Raw genomic sequence first — 15,811 nt, forward strand, 5'->3', positions numbered from 1 at the left:
GGGCGATCCAGGGAAGCGGCTTCAAGTCCCTGGTTGAGGGCCAGAAGGTGACCTTCGTGGCGGTCCAGGGCCAGAAGGGGCTCCAGGCCGACGAGTCTGCTCCGCAGACATGACGCGCCGTCACTAGCGTGACGGAGCGTTGCGGCGCCCCTCCGGGGCGCAGTTACGGAAAGTGCTGTTTCGGCGCGTCCGCGCCGTGGGTCTGCGGGGGCCTGGACTTGGCGGTGAAGTGCTGCTGAGTGGGTGGCCGGCGCTCCGCGCCTGGCCCTACGGGCCCGTCCCTGGTCAGCCTTGGCGGGTATTTCTGCTGGTCAGTTGGGGTTTGGCGCACTCCGTGCGCTGGGCTGACTGGGAGGAGGGGGGGTCCTGCCTCGGCTTCCCCTGGTCAACTGGTCGCCGATCCGCCGGCCTTCCCCGCTCGCCATCGCATTCTGTCGCCAACACGCCCAACAGCGCAACCTCTCCCCACCATGACCGACACAATCAGTGAGTGGTCTAGTCCTCTCACAATGGTCTAGACCCATATGTCTAAGGATCGACCCGGGAACGTCCGAACAATGCACCCGACGCCGTATCAGAAACACCGCGTCAGAAAATCCCGCCGCAGCCCACATACCCCCGGAGAATGCCCACCGAGCAGGCCCCTCCACACCGTTGACGATGTAACGTGAAATCCCGCTGCAACCACCAACCCGACCACCCGACCCCGTATCAGAAAACCCCCGTCAGAAAACCCTGCCGAAACCGCCACCCCAACCCATGGAAAACCCCCATAAAAACCGACCCGCCCCGGACGGCGGCCCGGCGCAGCACAGCGGGCGGGCGGGCGAGCCCGGACAGCGACGAGCGGGCACTGGGCCACACAGCGCCCGCCCCTCGCCCCCGTCGGCGGCCCGGCGCAGCACCATCGCGGCAGCGAGCACCACCAGGACCAGGCCGACCCCACACCCACGACCGCCGCCGACGTCACTGTGTGGGGTCTGAGCTGGGGGATGGGGTTGGTGCCGCGCCCGGTGGGGTGGGTGTGGCGCCGAGGTGTGGTGGCGGGTGGTCAGGCTCCGAGGCCGATGTGGGAGACGTAGGTGTAGGCGCCCCAGTCGGAGTCGAGGTCGGCGATGATGTCGTCCCAGATGCCGTCCAGGGCGTCGGCGTCGCCGGTGGTGAGGGCGTCGACGGCGTCGTCCCAGACGTAGCGGACCTGGAGGGGGCGGATGCGCAGGTTGTCTCGGCGGCGGGGTTCGTCTACCACCTGCTGGTTGATGGGGTGGATTTCCACTTTGGTGCCGCGGCCGCTGTTGTTCAGGTGGTCCTTGAAGATCTGGGGGTTGTTCAGGACGTTGCGGGCGCGCAGCGTCCAGTAGGCGGTGTCGATGGCTTCGATGTTGACGCGGCGGGGGGTGCGGGTGCCCTTGGTCCAGGCCCGGAGGGTGGCGGCGTTGGCGGTGCTGCCGGCGTCGGCGAGGGCCTGGGCGAGGGTGGCGGGGCCGCCCTTGTGGCTCGTCAGGTAGCGCATGCGGGCGGTGAGGCCGCGGCGGGTGGTCGGTGGGGACTTGATGCCGCCTTCGATGATCATGCGTTCCAGGGCGTCTTCGAGGGCGCGGCCGAGGGCGATTTTTCCGTGGACGTTTCCCTGGTCGCGGTCGGCGCCGTAGCGGCCGAAGTTTTTCCATCCGTCGGTCGACATTTTCAGGTGCTCCGGGTGCGGGTGCGGGGCAGGGTGTACTGGTCTTTGAGTTTCAGTTGCGTGGTCAGGCGGCCTTCTTCGAATACGCCGCCGTTGGCCTTTCGCCATTCGCCGCCGGTGACGTGGAGTTCGTCGGTTCCGCGCAGCGCGACAATCGTCAGTCCGGCTTTGTGGGCGCGCTGGGACTTGTACCAGAGGTTCGCGAATGCCTGGGAGCGGATGATGTGCATCCAGTCGGGGCGGCGGATGTCGCGGTTGTAGGTGGATTCGCCGATGGTCGATGCGAATTTTGCGTAGATGGCCTTGATGTACTTCTCGGTCACCTGGTCGCCGTCGCGGATCGCGTTCTCGCGGGCGATGGTGAGGATGCGTCGGAATTTCTCCAGCATTCCTTCGGTGGCGCCGCTTGTCCAGGCCTCGGTGATGTGTGGGGCGTCGGCCAGGCCGAGCTTGTGGCAGCGGATCAGCAGGCGCATGGTGGCTTCGTCCAGGAGTACTGGGCCGGCTTCGTGGCGGTTGCCGATCGGGTCGGGCAGGTGCGGGTGTTCCCAGGCGGGGCGGGCGGGGAGCAGGTAGATGCCGGAGCGTTTGGGGTCCCAGCCGCCGTCGGGGCGGTGCTGGAGGGCGCCGATCGGCAGGTGGGTCTTGAGGGCGGAGCAGTAGGCGGCGTTGGTGTCCAGGACGTCCACCGTCACTGGGTCGGCGCCCGCCTTGAGGGAGGCCGTCAGCGGGGCGTTCTCCCATTTGTGGCGTCCTTCCCAGATTTCGTCGGCGCCGTTCCGGGATTTCTTGGAGAGGAATTCCAGGCGTTCCGGGTAGGCGGTGTGCTCGTACGCGGCGCCGACCCGGGTCGCGTCGAAGAGGGCCATCGCGGCCGGAATCGCTTTCTTCTCCAGCGTTGCGGACGTGGCTTCGATGTCGCCGTCGTGTTCCTCCAGGGCCTGCTCGACGGCCGAGGTGATCGTGTCGAGGTAGTAGCCGAGCTCGCGGCCGGTGCTGGCGTACTCGCGGAACTTCGTGGACGGCGCTGAGGTGGTGACCGGGTCGGGCGTAGCGGATGGGGAGTTGGTGCGGGCTGGGGTGGGCTGGGTGTCCTGGTTGGCGATGTCGGCGGTTTGGGTGGGTGTGGCGGGTGTGGGGGCGGTTCGGGCTGGGGTGGGCATCGCGGTCGGGCTAGCTGAGGTGGTCGGGGTGTTTTGGTCACTCGGGGCGAGCGGGGTCTGGTCGGTGGTGGTGGTCGGGCCTGCGGGTGCGGGGGTCGGGGTGGTCGGGGCTGCCTGGGCGGGCGCGGTGGCCGGGGGAGCGGCGGCGGGGGTGCACCAGCCGCCGGGGTGGAGCGCGCGGCCTCTGATGCGGTGGGTGACCGGGCGTTCGCACTGCTCGCACGGTGTGGCGGGGTGGGTGAGGATTTCGCCGTCCGGGCCTCGGTCGTAATCGGCGTCGAGTACGTCCCCGGGGGCGGTTTCAATCAGCAGGAGCGGCTGCCGTTGGTCGGTTGCCGGGGTGGGGGCGGCCGGGGCGGGGGTCTGTTGCTTGGTGGGCGGGGTGGTGCTGGCCTCGGCGGCCGTGATGGCTTCGGACGAGGCCTTGGAGGCTGCCGGGGCGAGTGGCGCTGTGGGGGCGGGCGTAGTGACCGGGTTCGCGGGGATGGGTGCGGAGGTGGTGGCGGGTGCCGGCAGCGGTGCTGCTGTGGGGGCGGTGGTGCCGGGGGGCCAGGTCAGGTGCTGGGCGGCGTGGGTGGGGCCGGCGAGCAGGTCGAGTGGGCGCATGCCCCAGTGGTTGGCGAGCGCGTCGATCTCGTCCAGGGACCAGGGTTGTGCGCCGGACTGACGGCGGCTGATCTTGTCTTGGGTTAGGCCGAGGGCGGTGGCGAGCTGGCGCTGGCTCTCGCCGGTGCGCTGCTTGATGGCGGCGATGGTGAGTCGCAGCGTTTCCAACGTGCTCAACGTCATGGAGGCATCATACCCATTTATGATGGGTATTTTCCATCAGAAATGGGTGGGGTCGCTGCTTTTGAGTGATGGGGTGAGCAGCGTGTTGACGTGCAGGCCCGGCGCGGCGCGGGCGGCTTGGACGGGCGCGCCCTGGCGGTATCCCGGAGCGCCCTCGCCCTGGGGGTCCCGGGTCCGACCTGCGAGCGCTGGTCGGCACGGTGGCCGCCGGGGTCCGCTCGGCGGTGGCGGACCTGCGGCTGGCCGGCGAGAAGAGAACCCGGCCACTGCCGAGATGCTCGCACGCCCTCGGCCCGTGGGTCGTCACAGGAGGCCGACAGCCGGCCCTCGCCGAACGTCAGGACTGGGCGCGGGGTGGTCCGGCTCGCCGAACCGCACCGTCGGGATCGTGCACGCCGCACGGTGTGGCCCGGTCACCGCGGTGGCCGGGCCAGACTGCTTCGCGGCCCTGCTCGGCGCCGGCCCCCGGGCGGTGGACCGGGCCCGCCCCGCAGCGGTCCGGGACGGGCAGGGCGGCCGGGCTCTGAAGGTGCGCAGCTCGCGAGCGGTGCCCACGGCGTTCGCGGCGGCCGGGGTGTCCGAGACGACGGAGATGACGGAGACGGCGTTGCGGACGGCGTGGGCGAGTTGGTCGGCCTGCGAGCCGGTCGGGTCGGCGACGACCCCGGCGAGGGGTTGCAGAACGAGCTGAACGGGCGCCATGACGCCCTTCTTCGGAAGAGATGTCTTCCTTCACCCCTCCGAGGTGCACAGATCACACACTGCGTCCTGCCGCCGACCGGACGGTTCCGTGGCTTTGATCAGCGTCGTGGACTGGGGTCTGGGCAGACGTTGTCGTCGTTGAACTCAAAGTGCACGTCGCTCGGCTGTAGATGGTGAGACCTGCGGACAGTGCACAAGTTCCCCGCCGCGGTTTCCGCGGCCTGCGTTGCGGGCGCCGGCGTACTCATGACGCCGCTTCTCGGTCCATGGGGCATCACATGTCATGCCAGGTTTCCCTTCAGCGAGATCATCTTCTTTCACCTCGGGCCGACGAGTGCGCTCACACGATGGTTACAGGAGGCAGGGCGTACGGCCGCTGAGGATATTTCCATGGCCGGGGAGCGGTGGCTGCCTTGGAGGCCCCTCGGCCATCGCTTTGAACGGCCTGTGTGAGGGGGTGGTCCCAGGGGCTTGCGGATGTGGTGTGCGCCGCCCGGTCTGTGGGGACTGTTTGTCCGGAAGGGCAATGAGGATTTGCCCGTCGGGCTACGGACAGCGCCAGAACGGAGACGGTGTCAGAGCCCGTCCCATTGGTTCGGTCGAGGATCTCCGGCGTCGTGGTCGGGGTCGTGGCGCTCGGTCCTGGTCTCGGCGGGGTGGTCGCGTACGCGCCGCCACTTGGCGCAGATGTCGGCCGCGGTGGCGAAGGCGGTTCCGTCTCCGGCGCCGGCGTACGGGTCGGCGGCGCGCTCGCCCTCCCGGGCCCGGTGCAGGGCCTGCTGGATGGTCTCCAGGGTCGTCCCGGCCGCCCGGCGGCGGACGTCGCCGGGCGGCCCGCGGGCGGGGCGGGACGGGACGGGGGCGGAACGGAGGGGCCGAGCGGGGGGCTGGGGCGACTCCCGGTCACATCCCGGCGGCGGCCGGCCAGGTGACCGCCGCCGCGGCGGCGAGGAGCCCGGCGTTGAGCGCGACGCGGCGGTCCCCGCCGGTCAGGTGCACGGCGATCGCGCCGGTCTGCAGGAGCACGAACCCGACGGCCGCGGCCACGGCCAGACCCGGCGCGACACCGGCCGCCGGCGGCAGCAGCAGAGCGGCGGCGCCCAGGAGTTCGACCGCCCCCAGCGCCCTGACCGCGGGCGGCGGCACGCGGTCCACCCAGGCCATCATCGGGCGCAGCCGGTCGCGGTCGCGGGTCGCCTTGAGCGCGCCCGCGTAGAGGTAGAAGGCGGCGAGCGGTGCGGCGAGGAACCAGTAGACGATGGTCATGACGTCCTTTCACGGTCACCGCCGGCGGGTGACCCGTGGGCTTCAGGCCACGTCGGTGGCGGGCTCGGTGGCGTAGCGGCTCATCGTGCGCAGGCCGGCCTCGGGGGTCGGCGGCCTGCCGTCGGCGGTCATGTCCCGCAGGTCCCGGAAGTACTGCACGTACAGGTCGGGGGTGAACACGCTGAGCATGACGGCGCTGTGGTCGGTCACGTTGGCGAAGGTGTGCGGGGCGCCGGGCGGGACCATCACGAACGTGCCCGCGCTCGCGTCGTGGTGCCGGTCCCCGACGGTGAAGCGCACCGTGCCGGAGATGACGTAGAAGCCTTCGTCGTGGCGGGCGTGGCGGTGCTGCGGCGGTCCGGGGGTGTGCGGGGCGAGGAGGGACTCGGTCATCGCCAGGCGGTGCCCGGTGCGGCTGCCGTCCTCCAGGACGCGCATGCGCGTGGTGCCCAGGACGATCGTCTCGCCGTCGCCGGGGGCGACCACCGATACGGTGGGGCCGGCCTGCGGTTCGCTGGTCTTCGCTGTGTCGGTCATGTTCCGAGTCCACCGCCGGGGCCCTGCCGGTGTCCAAGACCCGTTGCGCCACGCCGATACCCGGGGGGTATCGTCGCAGCGTGGAGCTACGTACCCTGCGCTACTTCGTGGCGGTCGCCGAGGAACTCCACTTCGGCCGGGCCGCCACCCGCCTGCACATGAGCCAGCCGCCGCTGAGCCGGGCGGTCAAGCAGTTGGAGAAGGAGAGCGGCGCCCTGCTGTTCGCCCGCTCCCCCGCCGGTGTCACCCTCACCCCGGCGGGGGCCGTGCTGCTCGACGAGGCACGGGACCTGCTCGACCGGGCCGAGCGCCTGCGCGCGCGCGTCGCCGCGGCGGCCGGCACCGCGACCCTGACCGTCGGCATCCTGGGCGACGGCACCGACCCCGGCATCACCAGGCTGGCGGCAGCCTTCCGCCGCGGCCACCCCGGCGTCGAGATCCGCGTACGCGGCACCGACCTGACCGACCCGACCTGCGGACTGCGCGCCGCACTGGTCGACGTCGCCCTGACCCGCGCGCCGTTCGACGACACCGCCCTGGCGGTGCGCGTCCTGCGCGCCGACCCGGTCGGCGCGGTCCTGCGCGCCGACGACCCGCTGGCCCGGCGCGGCCGCCTGGAACTGGCCGACCTGGCCGACCGCCGCTGGTTCCAGTTCCCCCCGGGAACCGACCCCCGGTGGCAGTCGTACTGGAACGGCGGCACCCCACGCGAGGGCCCCGTGGTACGCGGCGTCCAGGAATGCCTCCAGGCCGTGCTCTGGAACAGCACCGTCGGCCTGGCCCCGCTGCTCGGACACGACCTGCCCGAGAATCTCACCACGGTCCCGCTGGCCGACATGGCACCCAGCCCGGTGGTCGCGGTGTGGAACGACGGCGACACCAACCCGCTGGTCCGCTCGTTCGCCGAGATCGCGACGGCCGCGTACCGCCAGACGGGAGCACCGCCAGGCCTGAACACCGCCAGACGGGAGGGGACGGCGCCCCGCGGGAGGGTGGCGTCCGTCGAAAAAAGTGGTCCCGGTCCGCCCGCCGTGTCGATCCGCGGCCACGCCGTTCGACCTGGGACGGAGAGCGGGGCGGGCGCCGTGCCGCGGGCAAGGGAGAGTGACGATGCCGACGTACATGCTGATCATGCGGGGCACGGACGAGAGCATCGCGAAGATGATGGAGACGCCCTTCGAGGAGATGCTCGAGACGGTGGGCCGCTTCAACGAGGAACTGATCCAGGCGGGCGCGCTCGTCACCGCCGAGGGACTGGACGACCCCACCCAGGGCGTGGCGGTCGACTTCAGCGGACAGACCCCGGTGGTCACCGACGGCCCGTACGGCGAGACGAAGGAACCGTTCGGCGGCTTCCACGTGATCGACGCCGCGTCGAAGGAGGAGGCCGCCGAGTGGGCCAAGCGGCTCCCCGCCACCACCGGCTCGAAGGCCGAGATCCGCCACGTACCGGGCATCGACGAGTTCCCGCAGGACAACGAGTGGATCGCCAAGGAGCGGGCGTGGCGCGAGCGGACCGGCCAGCACTGACGCCCACCACCCCCGACGGCCCGCCGAGCACCGAATCGGCTCGGCGGGCCGCCGAGGCCCTCCGGCGGATCGAGTCCGCCCGGATCGTCGGCGCGCTGACCCGCTACACCGGGGACTTCGCGCTCGCCGAGGACGTCGCCCACGAAACGCTCGCCGAAGCACTCGTCAGCTGGGCGCGCGGCGGCGTGCCCACCAGCCCGGTGGGCTGGCTGCTGGCGACCGCGCGCCGGCGGGCCATGACGCCTTCCGCCGCGCCTCGGCACGCGACGAGCACCACACCCTGCTCGCGGGCCAGCCCGCCGAGGGCCAGTTCAGCTCCGGCCCGGCGACCGCGCCCAATCCGCCGCACGAACTGCCGTGGGACCCCGACCGGGTCGACGACGACGTCCTCGCGCTCATGTTCACCGCCTGCCATCCGGTGCTCTCCCCCGAGGCCCGGGTCGCGCTCACCCTGCGCGTGGTGGGCGGCCTGTCCAGCGACAACGCCCTCGCACTCATGTTCACCACCTGCCATCCGGCGCCCCCAGGCTCGGGTCGCACCCACCCTGCACACGGTGGGCAGCCTGTCCAGCGAGGAGATCGCCCGGGCGTTCCTCATGCCCACAGCCACCGACCGAGGACCGGATCACCCGGGCGAAGAAGACGATCACCGCGACGCACGTGCCGTTCGAACTGCCACCGTCCAAGGACCGGCGCGAACGGCCCGGCGCGGCCCTGAGCGTCCTGTACGTGACCTCCACCGAGGGCTCGACGGCGACCACCGGCGACCACCCGCTACGCCCCGACCTCGCCTACGAGACACTCCGACCGGCCCGGATGCCGACCGCCCCGCCGACCGCCGAACCGGAGGCGTGCGCACCGCTCGCGCTGCTCGAACTCGGCCCCGCGCGTTTTCCGGCCCGCACCGGACCCCACGGGGAGGCGGCGCTCCTGGAGGACCAGGACCGGCACCGGCGGGACCGGTCGGCGATCCGCCGCGGCCCGGCCGCGCTCGGCCGGCCCACCGCCACCGGCCGGGGCCCGGGCCCGTACGGCCTCCAGGCCGCGATCGCCACCTGCCACACGGCCGCGCCCTCGACGCAGGAGACCGACGGGGAACGCGTCGTGCTCCTCCACGAGGCACTCGGCCGTGTGGCCCCCTCCCCCGTCGTCGAGCTCAACCCGGCCGTGGCCGTCGCCATGGCGAACGGACCCCGGCAGGCGCTGCACATGGTCGACGAACTGGCCGCCTCCGGCCGGCTCTCGGGGTCACACCTGCTCCCGGGCGTACGCGGCGAACTGCTGACCCGGCTCGGCCGCACCACCGAGACCCGGGCCGAGCTGGAACTCGCCGCCCGGCCGGGCCGCAACACCCGCGAACGGTCGGTACTGCTGCGCAAGGCGGCCGCGTTGCCGTGACGCCCCGGCCGGACGGCCGTCACCAGCCCGGCCCTCACGAGCCGGGCCGTCACGAGCGGGGGCAGAACTCCGACTCCAGCTCGGAGGTGAACACCGCGATCGGCCAACTCCCCTCGACCCAGTCGCCGTTGACGTTGGTGGCGAGCAGGTGCCGGCCGTCGCGGGTGCCGAACGCGTAGGACCACGAGCCGTTGATGGCGCCGCCCATGCCCCAGACGGTGGGGCCGCAGTCGAGCCTGATGCCGGCGACGCCCAGACCGTAGTCCGCCTGGTCGATCCACTGGTGCCCGGTCGGGACCATCGTGAACATCTCCCGCTGCTGGACGGGCGGCAGGAGCCGCCCGCCCAGCAGGGCGGCGAAGAAGGTGTTCAGGTCGCGAACGTCGGAGATCATGTCGCCGGCGGCCCAGCCCCAGGACGGGCTCAGCTCCGTCACGTCGTAGGCGGTGGCGTTCGCCCCGGTGAGCCCCAGACGCGAGTACTCGCGCCCGTGCGGCCCGTGGACGGCGGTGTCGCCGGAGGAGGGCTCGTAGGTGCCGGTGAGGCCCAGCGGGGCGGTGATCCGCTGCCTGATCTGCGCGGCCAGGGTGACGCCGGAGGCCCGTTCGACGATCAGGCCGGCGAGGACGTAGTTGGTGTCGGAGTAGGTCCAGCCGGCGCCGGGCGCGAAGTCGGGCCGGTGGGCGACCGCGATCCGGACGAGCTGTTCGGGGGTGTAGCTGTCGAAGCGGTGCCGGAGGAAGGGCAGGCCGCTCGCCTCCTTCCGGACCTTCTCGTCCATCGCGTAGTTGTAGATGCCACTGGTGTGGTTGAGGAGTTGGCGCACGGTGGTCCGGTCGCCGTCGTAGCCGGGGGCGCCGAGGAGGCCGGGCAGCCAGCGCTCCACGCTGTCGTCGAGGCTCAGCCGCCCCTCGGCGGCGAGCTGGAGGACGACGGTGGCGACGAAGGTCTTGGTGGTGCTGCCGATGCGGAACCGGTCCTGCGCGAGACGGGCCCGCCCGGTGGCGAGGTCGGCGACGCCCGCGCTGCCGAACCACCGGCGGTGGCCGTCCCGGACCTCGGCGACGGCGCCGGGCAGACCGCCCGTGGCCACCGCCCGGTCCAGCACCCGCTGGACCCCCGGGTGCCCGCCCCCGCCGTCCGGCGCGGGCGCGGCGAACGCCGGTGCGGTGGCGGCACCGGCCAGCACGGCCCCGGCGAGCACGGCCCCGGCGAGCAGGGTGGCGACGGCGGCGCGCGTGGTGGTTCCCATGGCGTGTTCCCCCTCGATGTGGTGTCGCGGTTCGGGAAGGAAGCTACGAGCAAATTCACATAATGGTCAATACGAAACCCGCCAATGATGGATGTATACGCAGGTAGATGCCGCAATATTCTTGCAACGACCCTCCCGGTGAATGCAACAGAACGTCGCGACTCCATTGCAACAGTGGGCGAGCCGGACGGATACTGTTCACGCGACGGAAGGAGACGAGGACGGATGCCCGGAGCCAGGCTGACCCCGCAGGACCGCCACCGGATCGCCGCCGGACTGGCCGAAGGGCTGGGCTACGGCGAGATCGCCCGGCAGATCGAACGGCCGACCTCGACCGTCACCCGCGAGATCGCCCGCAACGGCGGGCCCTGCGACTACCGGGCCGAACACGCCCAACGCGCCACCGCGCAGCGCTCCCGCCGCAGCGGCACGACCGCCCGACGGGCCGCCGCCGCCACGCCGCCGGCCCAGGGCCGCGACCCGCAGGCGGTCCGCGAGTTCGCCGACGAACTGGCCGAGCTGCTGGTGCACAGCGGCCTGCCCAGAATGGCCGCCCGGGTCCTCGCGTGCCTGTACGTCACCGACGACGGCAGCCTCACCGCGGGCGAACTGGTGCAACGGCTGCAGGTCAGCCCGGCCGCCGTCTCCAAGGCCGTCGGCTACCTGGAGGGCCAGGCGCTGATCCGCCGCGAACGCGGCGAACAGCAGCGCCGGGAGCGGTACGTCATCGACGACGACGTCTGGTACCGGGCGCTGCTGGCCAGCGCCGAACGGAACACGACGCTCGCCGCCGTCGCCCGCCAGGGCGCCGAAACCCTCGGCCCCGGCACACCGGCCGGCGCCCGGATGGACGACGCCGCGGCCCTCCTGGACCGGATCGGCCAGGACATCGTGCGCTCCGTGCGGCAGTGGCGGGAGGAGAGCCGGCCCGGATCGCGGACCGGCTGATCCCGGGCACCCCCTGCGGGGCGGCCGGGTGAGATGCGCAAGGGTCCGGGCGGGCGGGCTCCGCACCCGCCCGGGTGCCGTATCCGCGGATCCGCGGCCGGTCTTCGACAAGACGGTCGCGGTGGACCGGCAGCCCCCCGGGCGTGCCGGCGGCCGGGCGTGCCGACGGCCGGGGCCGCCGGGGACGGGACGGACGGCGATGGCGGGCACGCGCAAACGACCGGAGGACTTCCCGCTGCCGAGGCTCAGCACCCGTCAGCTGATGACGATCTCGACCGCGACAACGCTGGTGACGGCCACGGCGTCGATCTTCCAGGCGCCGGAGGGACGGCGGAGCACGATCACCGGCCCGTACGTGCCGCCGCCGTACAACCCCGACCAGTCCACCGGTCCGGCCGGCAGCCAGGCCCCCAACCGGCCCGCCCAGGCCCAGCAGCACGGCAACCCCTCCGCGTACCACTGAACGGACCGAGGAAGGACCGATCGATGAGCACCCAGGTTCAGATGACGACGGCGCAGGAGGCCACCGCCGAGGACCACACCGCCACCGAACCGGAAGAGGAACGCCGCCGCCGGGAGAACACGATGCCGCTCACGGCGGGGGGACCGGCGGCGGCCGGCCTCGGAGTCGCGCTGCTGTCGATGCTGATGAACAACCAGCGGGGCATGGTCGTGGTCCGCATGTGAGTGCACACCCCCCGGACCCGGCCGAACGACACAGGAACCCCCGGCACGTCCGGCGGCCCGGCAGGAGCTGGTTCAGACCACAGGGCCGGAAGCCCGGGACCGACCGACGGGGCAGAGCCGGGCACGGAGTCGCGTCTCCGCCCAACCCAGATCGACACACAGGCCGAACCAGACCCGGCCCTTGCACACACCCGACCCACCGAGACCCACCGAGACCCACCACGACCCAGGAGAACACACCCTGGAGGACATCGCACCGACGCCCGGGGGCGGCCACGGACAGAGCGAAAGGCAAAGCGATACCGGCCCGAGCGACGATCAGACGGCACGGGTGACGATCAGACGGCCCGGGCCGTCCCGCTCCGGGCAGCCCCCAGCGAGGTAACACGGAACACCGACGACCCCGAACCACCCCACGACCACACCCGACACCTGCCCATCCACAATCTCCACAATAGAGCCGCGCACCGCGGGGGCGGCCGGAGGGCGGCAAACGGCTGAACCGGGCCTGTCCGGTGCCCCGTTCCTCCGTGAAAGGCAGCTCTGTCGTGCTGCCGTCACTGCCGATTTCCGTGGAGGACCGCAGTGCACCACCGTTCCCGTTCAGTGGCCAGGGTGCTCGGCTCGGGCGCCGCCTTGAGCCTGGCGCTGGCGCTCACCGTGACCGCCTCCCCCGCCCTGGCCGCGCCACCGGGCCCCACCGCCGAGTCCGATCCCGTCCCCGGCCTGGTGGCCGGCGAGGGCACCGCCGCCCCGCAGCTGGTGACCGGACTGTCCGAGGCGGCGCCCGGCGCTCCGGCCGAGGCGGCCCGGGCCCATCTCGCCGCCCACCTGGACCGGTACCGGGTCGATCCGGGGCAGCTGGCCGAGCTCGCGGTCGAGCGCACGGCCGCCGACCGGCGCACCGTCAGGTTCCAGCAGTACCACGGCGGCATACCGGTGCTCGGCGGGCAGTACCTGGTCCGCCTCACCGGCGAGGGGACCGGCCAGCGGGTGGAGTCGGTCGGCGGCAAGTACTTCACCGGCCTGACCGCGCCGACCGCCCCCGCCGTGCCGGACGCGGTGCTGCGCACGCTGGCGCTCGGCTCGCTCCAGGACCCGCGCGCCCGGGCCGCGGCCACCGCCGAGGACCGCGGCCTGGTCGTCCTGCCGGGCGGCACCGGCCGGCTCGCCCGGCACTTCACCGTGCACACCGCCGACCCGGGGAACGGCGAGCCACTGGTCCGCGAGGTCTACGCGGACGCCACGCTCGGCGTGGTCGCCCTCGCCCACGACTCCTCGGCCCCGTACCAGGTCAGCGGCGCCGACGACACCGGCGCCGGCGACACACGGGCCGGCGCCGCCCGTGGCGCGGCCGCCGCCCAGCCCGCCACCGGGACCGCCCCCGACCTCCTGGGCCGTACCGTGCCGGTGAACATCTCCCGCCAGCCGGACGGAAGCTACCAACTCGTCGACCTCACCCGGCCCGTCACCATCACCACCTACGACGCGACCGGACGGGACTACAACGAGTTCAGCGGCCGACTGCCCGACGGCAGCCTGCCCGTCGGCTCCCCGGACCCGGCCTTCCCCGCCTCCACCGGCACCAGCGGCGCCACCGACGCCCACCTCAACGCCGCCGCCGTGTACGGCTTCTACCACGACCGGCTCGGCCGCGACGGCCTGGACGGCAAGGGCGGCGCGATCACCTCCGTGGTGAACGTGAGCAACCGCGGCAAGCCCTTCCCCAACGCCGCCTGGGACGGGCAGAAGATGCTCTACGGCAACGGCAACGCCAGGTTCCTGCCCTTCTCCGCCGCCCTCGACGTGGCCGGGCACGAGATGACCCACGGCGTCATCCAGCACACCGCCAACCTGGTCGGCGACGGCCAGTCCGGCGCGATGAACGAGGGCATCGCCGACTACTTCGGCAACGCCATCGAGGTCACCGCCCGCGGCATGTCCATGGACGACCCGGCGGCCCCGCTGATGGGCGAGAACCTGTGCCGCACCGGCACCCCGCAGGACTGCGCGAACCGCCGCCTGGACGACCACCGCACCACCGTGGACGACTACCTCGGCGCCGGGCTCGACCTGGACAACGGCGGCGCGCACCTCAACTCCACCATCTTCAGCGGCGCCCTGTGGGACATCCGGCACACCCTCGACCCACTCACGTGGACGCCGTGCGACAGCTTGTCGAAGAGCCGGTAGAACGTCGCCCGTGACGGCATCTTCACCGCTCCCAGGCCGTGCTCGGCTTCCAGAATCCGCTCGGTCCGCCAGCGCGCGTACTCGATGGTGCGGGTGGAGGCCGGGACGCTTTCGCCGATCGCCTGGCGGATCGCGGCCAGCACCCGCGGATCGGCCCGCCCGAGCAGTGAGGCGTGCGGGGCGAGCCGGTGATCCACTACCGCTGCGATCCCGCCGGCCTCATACTGCTGGCGCTTGCGCTTGACCGTCCGCGCCTTGACCTCCTCGCCCAGTGCGGTCAACTCGGCGGCCTTCGCTCGCTCGCGTTCGGCCAGCGAGCGGCAGGCGGGGTCGTACTCGGACTTGACCCGGGCCCCGGCCGGGGCGTCGGGTGGCAGGCCGGTGAGAAGTTCGACCAGGTGCCGCTGCCACCACAGGGCGCGCTCGGCCACCGGCTCGGGCAGGCGGTCCAGCAGCGCGGCCGAGCCCAGCGCGGTGCGTCGCTGGCCCCGAGGACCGCGAAGTCCTCGGCGAACTGCAGGTGGACCTGGTCGACGAGCATGCCGGCGCCGTGCGTGTCGGCCAGCCGGACCCGCATCCCGGTCAGGCCGACCACCGTGTAGGTGTGCTTCTGGAACCTGACCCGGTCGCCGAGCCGCAGCCGACCAGGCCGCGCGGAATTCACGGCCGGCCCCGGGACGTCAGGTGCACCAGGGTGCCGGTGCCCAGCGGGGCCGTCACCAGGTCCGCCGTCAGTTCGTGCCGCCAGAGCAGGTGGTAGAGCACCGGCAGCACGGCCAGTCGGTCCCCGACCTGCTCAGCCCCGGCAAGCAGGGGCAGCGGATCGACGAAGATCTCCCTCAGCTGGTCGGCTGCTGGGGCGCGATGGCAGCGGCGGTGGCGGTAGCGGGCCAGCCAGCGCAGGTTCGCCCGGTAGGGCTGGTTCAGGGCGCCGACGTGGCGGAACTGCCAGCCCACTTCCTCGCAGACCCGCGCGGTGAACGCGAAGACCTCGGCGGTGGCCTCGTCGACCAGGTTCCCCGGTCGCACGTCGACAACGACACCTGTGCCGTCCAGCAACCGGGCGAAGTAGTCCGGGGTATGTCGGCGCTCCCGCTCCCCGTCCGTCCGTCCAGGCAAGGCGGAAGGGCTGGGAGGCCAGCGCGACGACAGCGGGATCGAAGTCCAGCGCCATCGCCGCGTCTCTCTCCACCCAGGACTCGTAGCCCACGTGGGTCCGCGTTGTCGCCGCCCAGTACTCGCCGGTGAAGTTCTTCTGCCCCTTGAACGAGGCGAACGGCCGCACTGGCGATGCCAGTTCGAAGGGCTCTGCCCACCAGCACGCCAACGGACCGGAACGCTCGACGCCGTCGGTGTCGACGAACCCGCCCTCGACGCCCGAGGCGTACTCCCGGGCGGAGGCCATCACTGCGGACCCGTCCACGAACACCTCCGCTCTGCCGGAATCGTCCCCGTCACTGCGAGGGTGGAGGATCCTGCGGACCACCGTGGCCGAGAGCCGGATACCGTCACGCGAAAGGGTGACAACCCGTCTCAAACAATCTGGTCGACGCAGGCCAGTAGGGGTTTAGGTTCTGTCCGCGCGATCATGAGCGGAGCCAGATGGCCAGTGCGGCGACCGTGACTGTGCCGAGAAAGACGTACACGCGTTTGTCGTACCTG

15 protein-coding genes and 1 pseudogene are annotated in these 15,811 nt (G+C 72.2%); 8 read left to right on the forward strand and 8 right to left on the reverse strand.

Going from position 1 to position 15,811, the window contains the following annotated elements; all coding sequences use genetic code 11:
* The coding region (locus AB0O82_RS37670; RefSeq protein ID WP_363589436.1) for a cold shock domain-containing protein at positions 1–113 on the forward strand (113 nt) is incomplete at its 5' end.
* Positions 114–1,051: 938 nt separating this feature from the next.
* Here AB0O82_RS37670 and AB0O82_RS37675 read toward each other — a convergent pair.
* From AB0O82_RS37675 to AB0O82_RS37695, 5 genes are all read right to left on the reverse strand, one after another.
* Positions 1,052–1,684: a hypothetical protein gene (locus tag AB0O82_RS37675; RefSeq protein WP_363589409.1), complete on the reverse strand. Its 633-nt coding sequence runs from the start codon at positions 1,682–1,684 to the stop codon at positions 1,052–1,054.
* A 2-nt stretch (positions 1,685–1,686) separates the two neighbouring features.
* Positions 1,687–3,636, reverse strand: a complete 1,950-nt coding sequence (locus AB0O82_RS37680) for a hypothetical protein (RefSeq protein ID WP_363589411.1) — start codon at positions 3,634–3,636, stop codon at positions 1,687–1,689.
* 303 nt (positions 3,637–3,939) lie between these two features.
* A complete protein-coding gene (locus tag AB0O82_RS37685; protein ID WP_363589413.1) occupies positions 3,940–4,338 on the reverse strand; it encodes a hypothetical protein in 399 nt (132 codons plus the stop codon).
* Between the two features lie 903 nt (positions 4,339–5,241).
* A complete protein-coding gene (locus tag AB0O82_RS37690; RefSeq protein WP_363589415.1) occupies positions 5,242–5,604 on the reverse strand; it encodes a DoxX family protein in 363 nt (120 codons plus the stop codon).
* A 42-nt stretch (positions 5,605–5,646) separates the two neighbouring features.
* On the reverse strand, positions 5,647–6,141 hold the full coding sequence (locus tag AB0O82_RS37695) for a cupin domain-containing protein (protein ID WP_363589417.1): 495 nt from the start codon (positions 6,139–6,141) through the stop codon (positions 5,647–5,649).
* Between the two features lie 80 nt (positions 6,142–6,221).
* Between AB0O82_RS37695 and AB0O82_RS37700 the strand changes: the two are divergent.
* Positions 6,222–7,073, forward strand: a pseudogene (locus tag AB0O82_RS37700) (LysR substrate-binding domain-containing protein); the annotation flags it as partial.
* A 178-nt stretch (positions 7,074–7,251) separates the two neighbouring features.
* Positions 7,252–7,671 carry a YciI family protein gene (locus tag AB0O82_RS37705; protein WP_363589418.1) on the forward strand — a complete coding sequence of 140 codons (420 nt, stop codon included), beginning with the start codon at positions 7,252–7,254 and terminating at the stop codon, positions 7,669–7,671.
* 103 nt (positions 7,672–7,774) lie between these two features.
* On the opposite strand, the gene AB0O82_RS37710 is transcribed toward AB0O82_RS37705, so the two are convergent.
* Positions 7,775–8,086, reverse strand: coding sequence for a hypothetical protein (locus AB0O82_RS37710; protein ID WP_363589420.1), 312 nt, complete (start codon positions 8,084–8,086; stop codon positions 7,775–7,777).
* Positions 8,087–8,331: 245 nt separating this feature from the next.
* Here AB0O82_RS37710 and AB0O82_RS37715 point away from each other — a divergent pair, with 245 nt between their 5' ends.
* Complete coding sequence (locus AB0O82_RS37715) at positions 8,332–9,069, forward strand: DUF6596 domain-containing protein (RefSeq protein ID WP_363589422.1); 738 nt, start codon at positions 8,332–8,334, stop codon at positions 9,067–9,069.
* Positions 9,070–9,118: 49 nt separating this feature from the next.
* Here AB0O82_RS37715 and AB0O82_RS37720 read toward each other — a convergent pair whose 3' ends face one another.
* Positions 9,119–10,321 carry a serine hydrolase domain-containing protein gene (locus tag AB0O82_RS37720; protein ID WP_363589424.1) on the reverse strand — a complete coding sequence of 401 codons (1,203 nt, stop codon included), beginning with the start codon at positions 10,319–10,321 and terminating at the stop codon, positions 9,119–9,121.
* A 225-nt stretch (positions 10,322–10,546) separates the two neighbouring features.
* On the opposite strand from AB0O82_RS37720, the gene AB0O82_RS37725 reads away from it, so the two are divergent.
* From AB0O82_RS37725 to AB0O82_RS37740, 4 genes are all read left to right on the forward strand, one after another.
* Complete coding sequence (locus tag AB0O82_RS37725; protein ID WP_363589426.1) at positions 10,547–11,269, forward strand: MarR family transcriptional regulator; 723 nt, start codon at positions 10,547–10,549, stop codon at positions 11,267–11,269.
* Between the two features lie 199 nt (positions 11,270–11,468).
* Positions 11,469–11,732, forward strand: a complete 264-nt coding sequence (locus AB0O82_RS37730; protein ID WP_363589428.1) for a hypothetical protein — start codon at positions 11,469–11,471, stop codon at positions 11,730–11,732.
* A 23-nt stretch (positions 11,733–11,755) separates the two neighbouring features.
* The gene (locus tag AB0O82_RS37735) at positions 11,756–11,956 is read left to right on the forward strand and encodes a hypothetical protein (protein ID WP_363589430.1); all 201 of its coding nucleotides are present in this window, start codon (positions 11,756–11,758) and stop codon (positions 11,954–11,956) included.
* Positions 11,957–12,541: 585 nt separating this feature from the next.
* Positions 12,542–14,149 carry a M4 family metallopeptidase gene (locus tag AB0O82_RS37740; RefSeq protein WP_363589432.1) on the forward strand — a complete coding sequence of 536 codons (1,608 nt, stop codon included), beginning with the start codon at positions 12,542–12,544 and terminating at the stop codon, positions 14,147–14,149.
* Between the two features lie 660 nt (positions 14,150–14,809).
* On the opposite strand, the gene AB0O82_RS37745 is transcribed toward AB0O82_RS37740, so the two are convergent.
* Complete coding sequence (locus AB0O82_RS37745; protein ID WP_363589434.1) at positions 14,810–15,268, reverse strand: TnsA-like heteromeric transposase endonuclease subunit; 459 nt, start codon at positions 15,266–15,268, stop codon at positions 14,810–14,812.
* Positions 15,269–15,811: the final 543 nt, after the last annotated feature.

The sequence above is a fragment of the Kitasatospora sp. NPDC088264 genome (assembly GCF_040685715.1).
GTDB lineage: Bacteria > Actinomycetota > Actinomycetes > Streptomycetales > Streptomycetaceae > Kitasatospora.

Excerpts from the sequence above, each read along its gene's own strand:
- AB0O82_RS37675 (WP_363589409.1), bottom strand. The coding sequence starts at position 1,684 with ATGTCGACCGACGGATGGAAAAACTTCGGCCGCTACGGCGCCGACCGC.
- AB0O82_RS37680 (WP_363589411.1), bottom strand. The coding sequence starts at position 3,636 with ATGACGTTGAGCACGTTGGAAACGCTGCGACTCACCATCGCCGCCATC.
- AB0O82_RS37685 (WP_363589413.1), bottom strand. The coding sequence starts at position 4,338 with ATGGCGCCCGTTCAGCTCGTTCTGCAACCCCTCGCCGGGGTCGTCGCC.
- AB0O82_RS37690 (WP_363589415.1), bottom strand. The coding sequence starts at position 5,604 with ATGACCATCGTCTACTGGTTCCTCGCCGCACCGCTCGCCGCCTTCTAC.
- AB0O82_RS37695 (WP_363589417.1), bottom strand. The coding sequence starts at position 6,141 with ATGACCGACACAGCGAAGACCAGCGAACCGCAGGCCGGCCCCACCGTA.
- AB0O82_RS37705 (WP_363589418.1), top strand. The coding sequence starts at position 7,252 with ATGCCGACGTACATGCTGATCATGCGGGGCACGGACGAGAGCATCGCG.
- AB0O82_RS37710 (WP_363589420.1), bottom strand. The coding sequence starts at position 8,086 with ATGGCAGGCGGTGAACATGAGCGCGAGGACGTCGTCGTCGACCCGGTC.
- AB0O82_RS37720 (WP_363589424.1), bottom strand. The coding sequence starts at position 10,321 with ATGGGAACCACCACGCGCGCCGCCGTCGCCACCCTGCTCGCCGGGGCC.
- AB0O82_RS37725 (WP_363589426.1), top strand. The coding sequence starts at position 10,547 with ATGCCCGGAGCCAGGCTGACCCCGCAGGACCGCCACCGGATCGCCGCC.
- AB0O82_RS37730 (WP_363589428.1), top strand. The coding sequence starts at position 11,469 with ATGGCGGGCACGCGCAAACGACCGGAGGACTTCCCGCTGCCGAGGCTC.
- AB0O82_RS37735 (WP_363589430.1), top strand. The coding sequence starts at position 11,756 with ATGAGCACCCAGGTTCAGATGACGACGGCGCAGGAGGCCACCGCCGAG.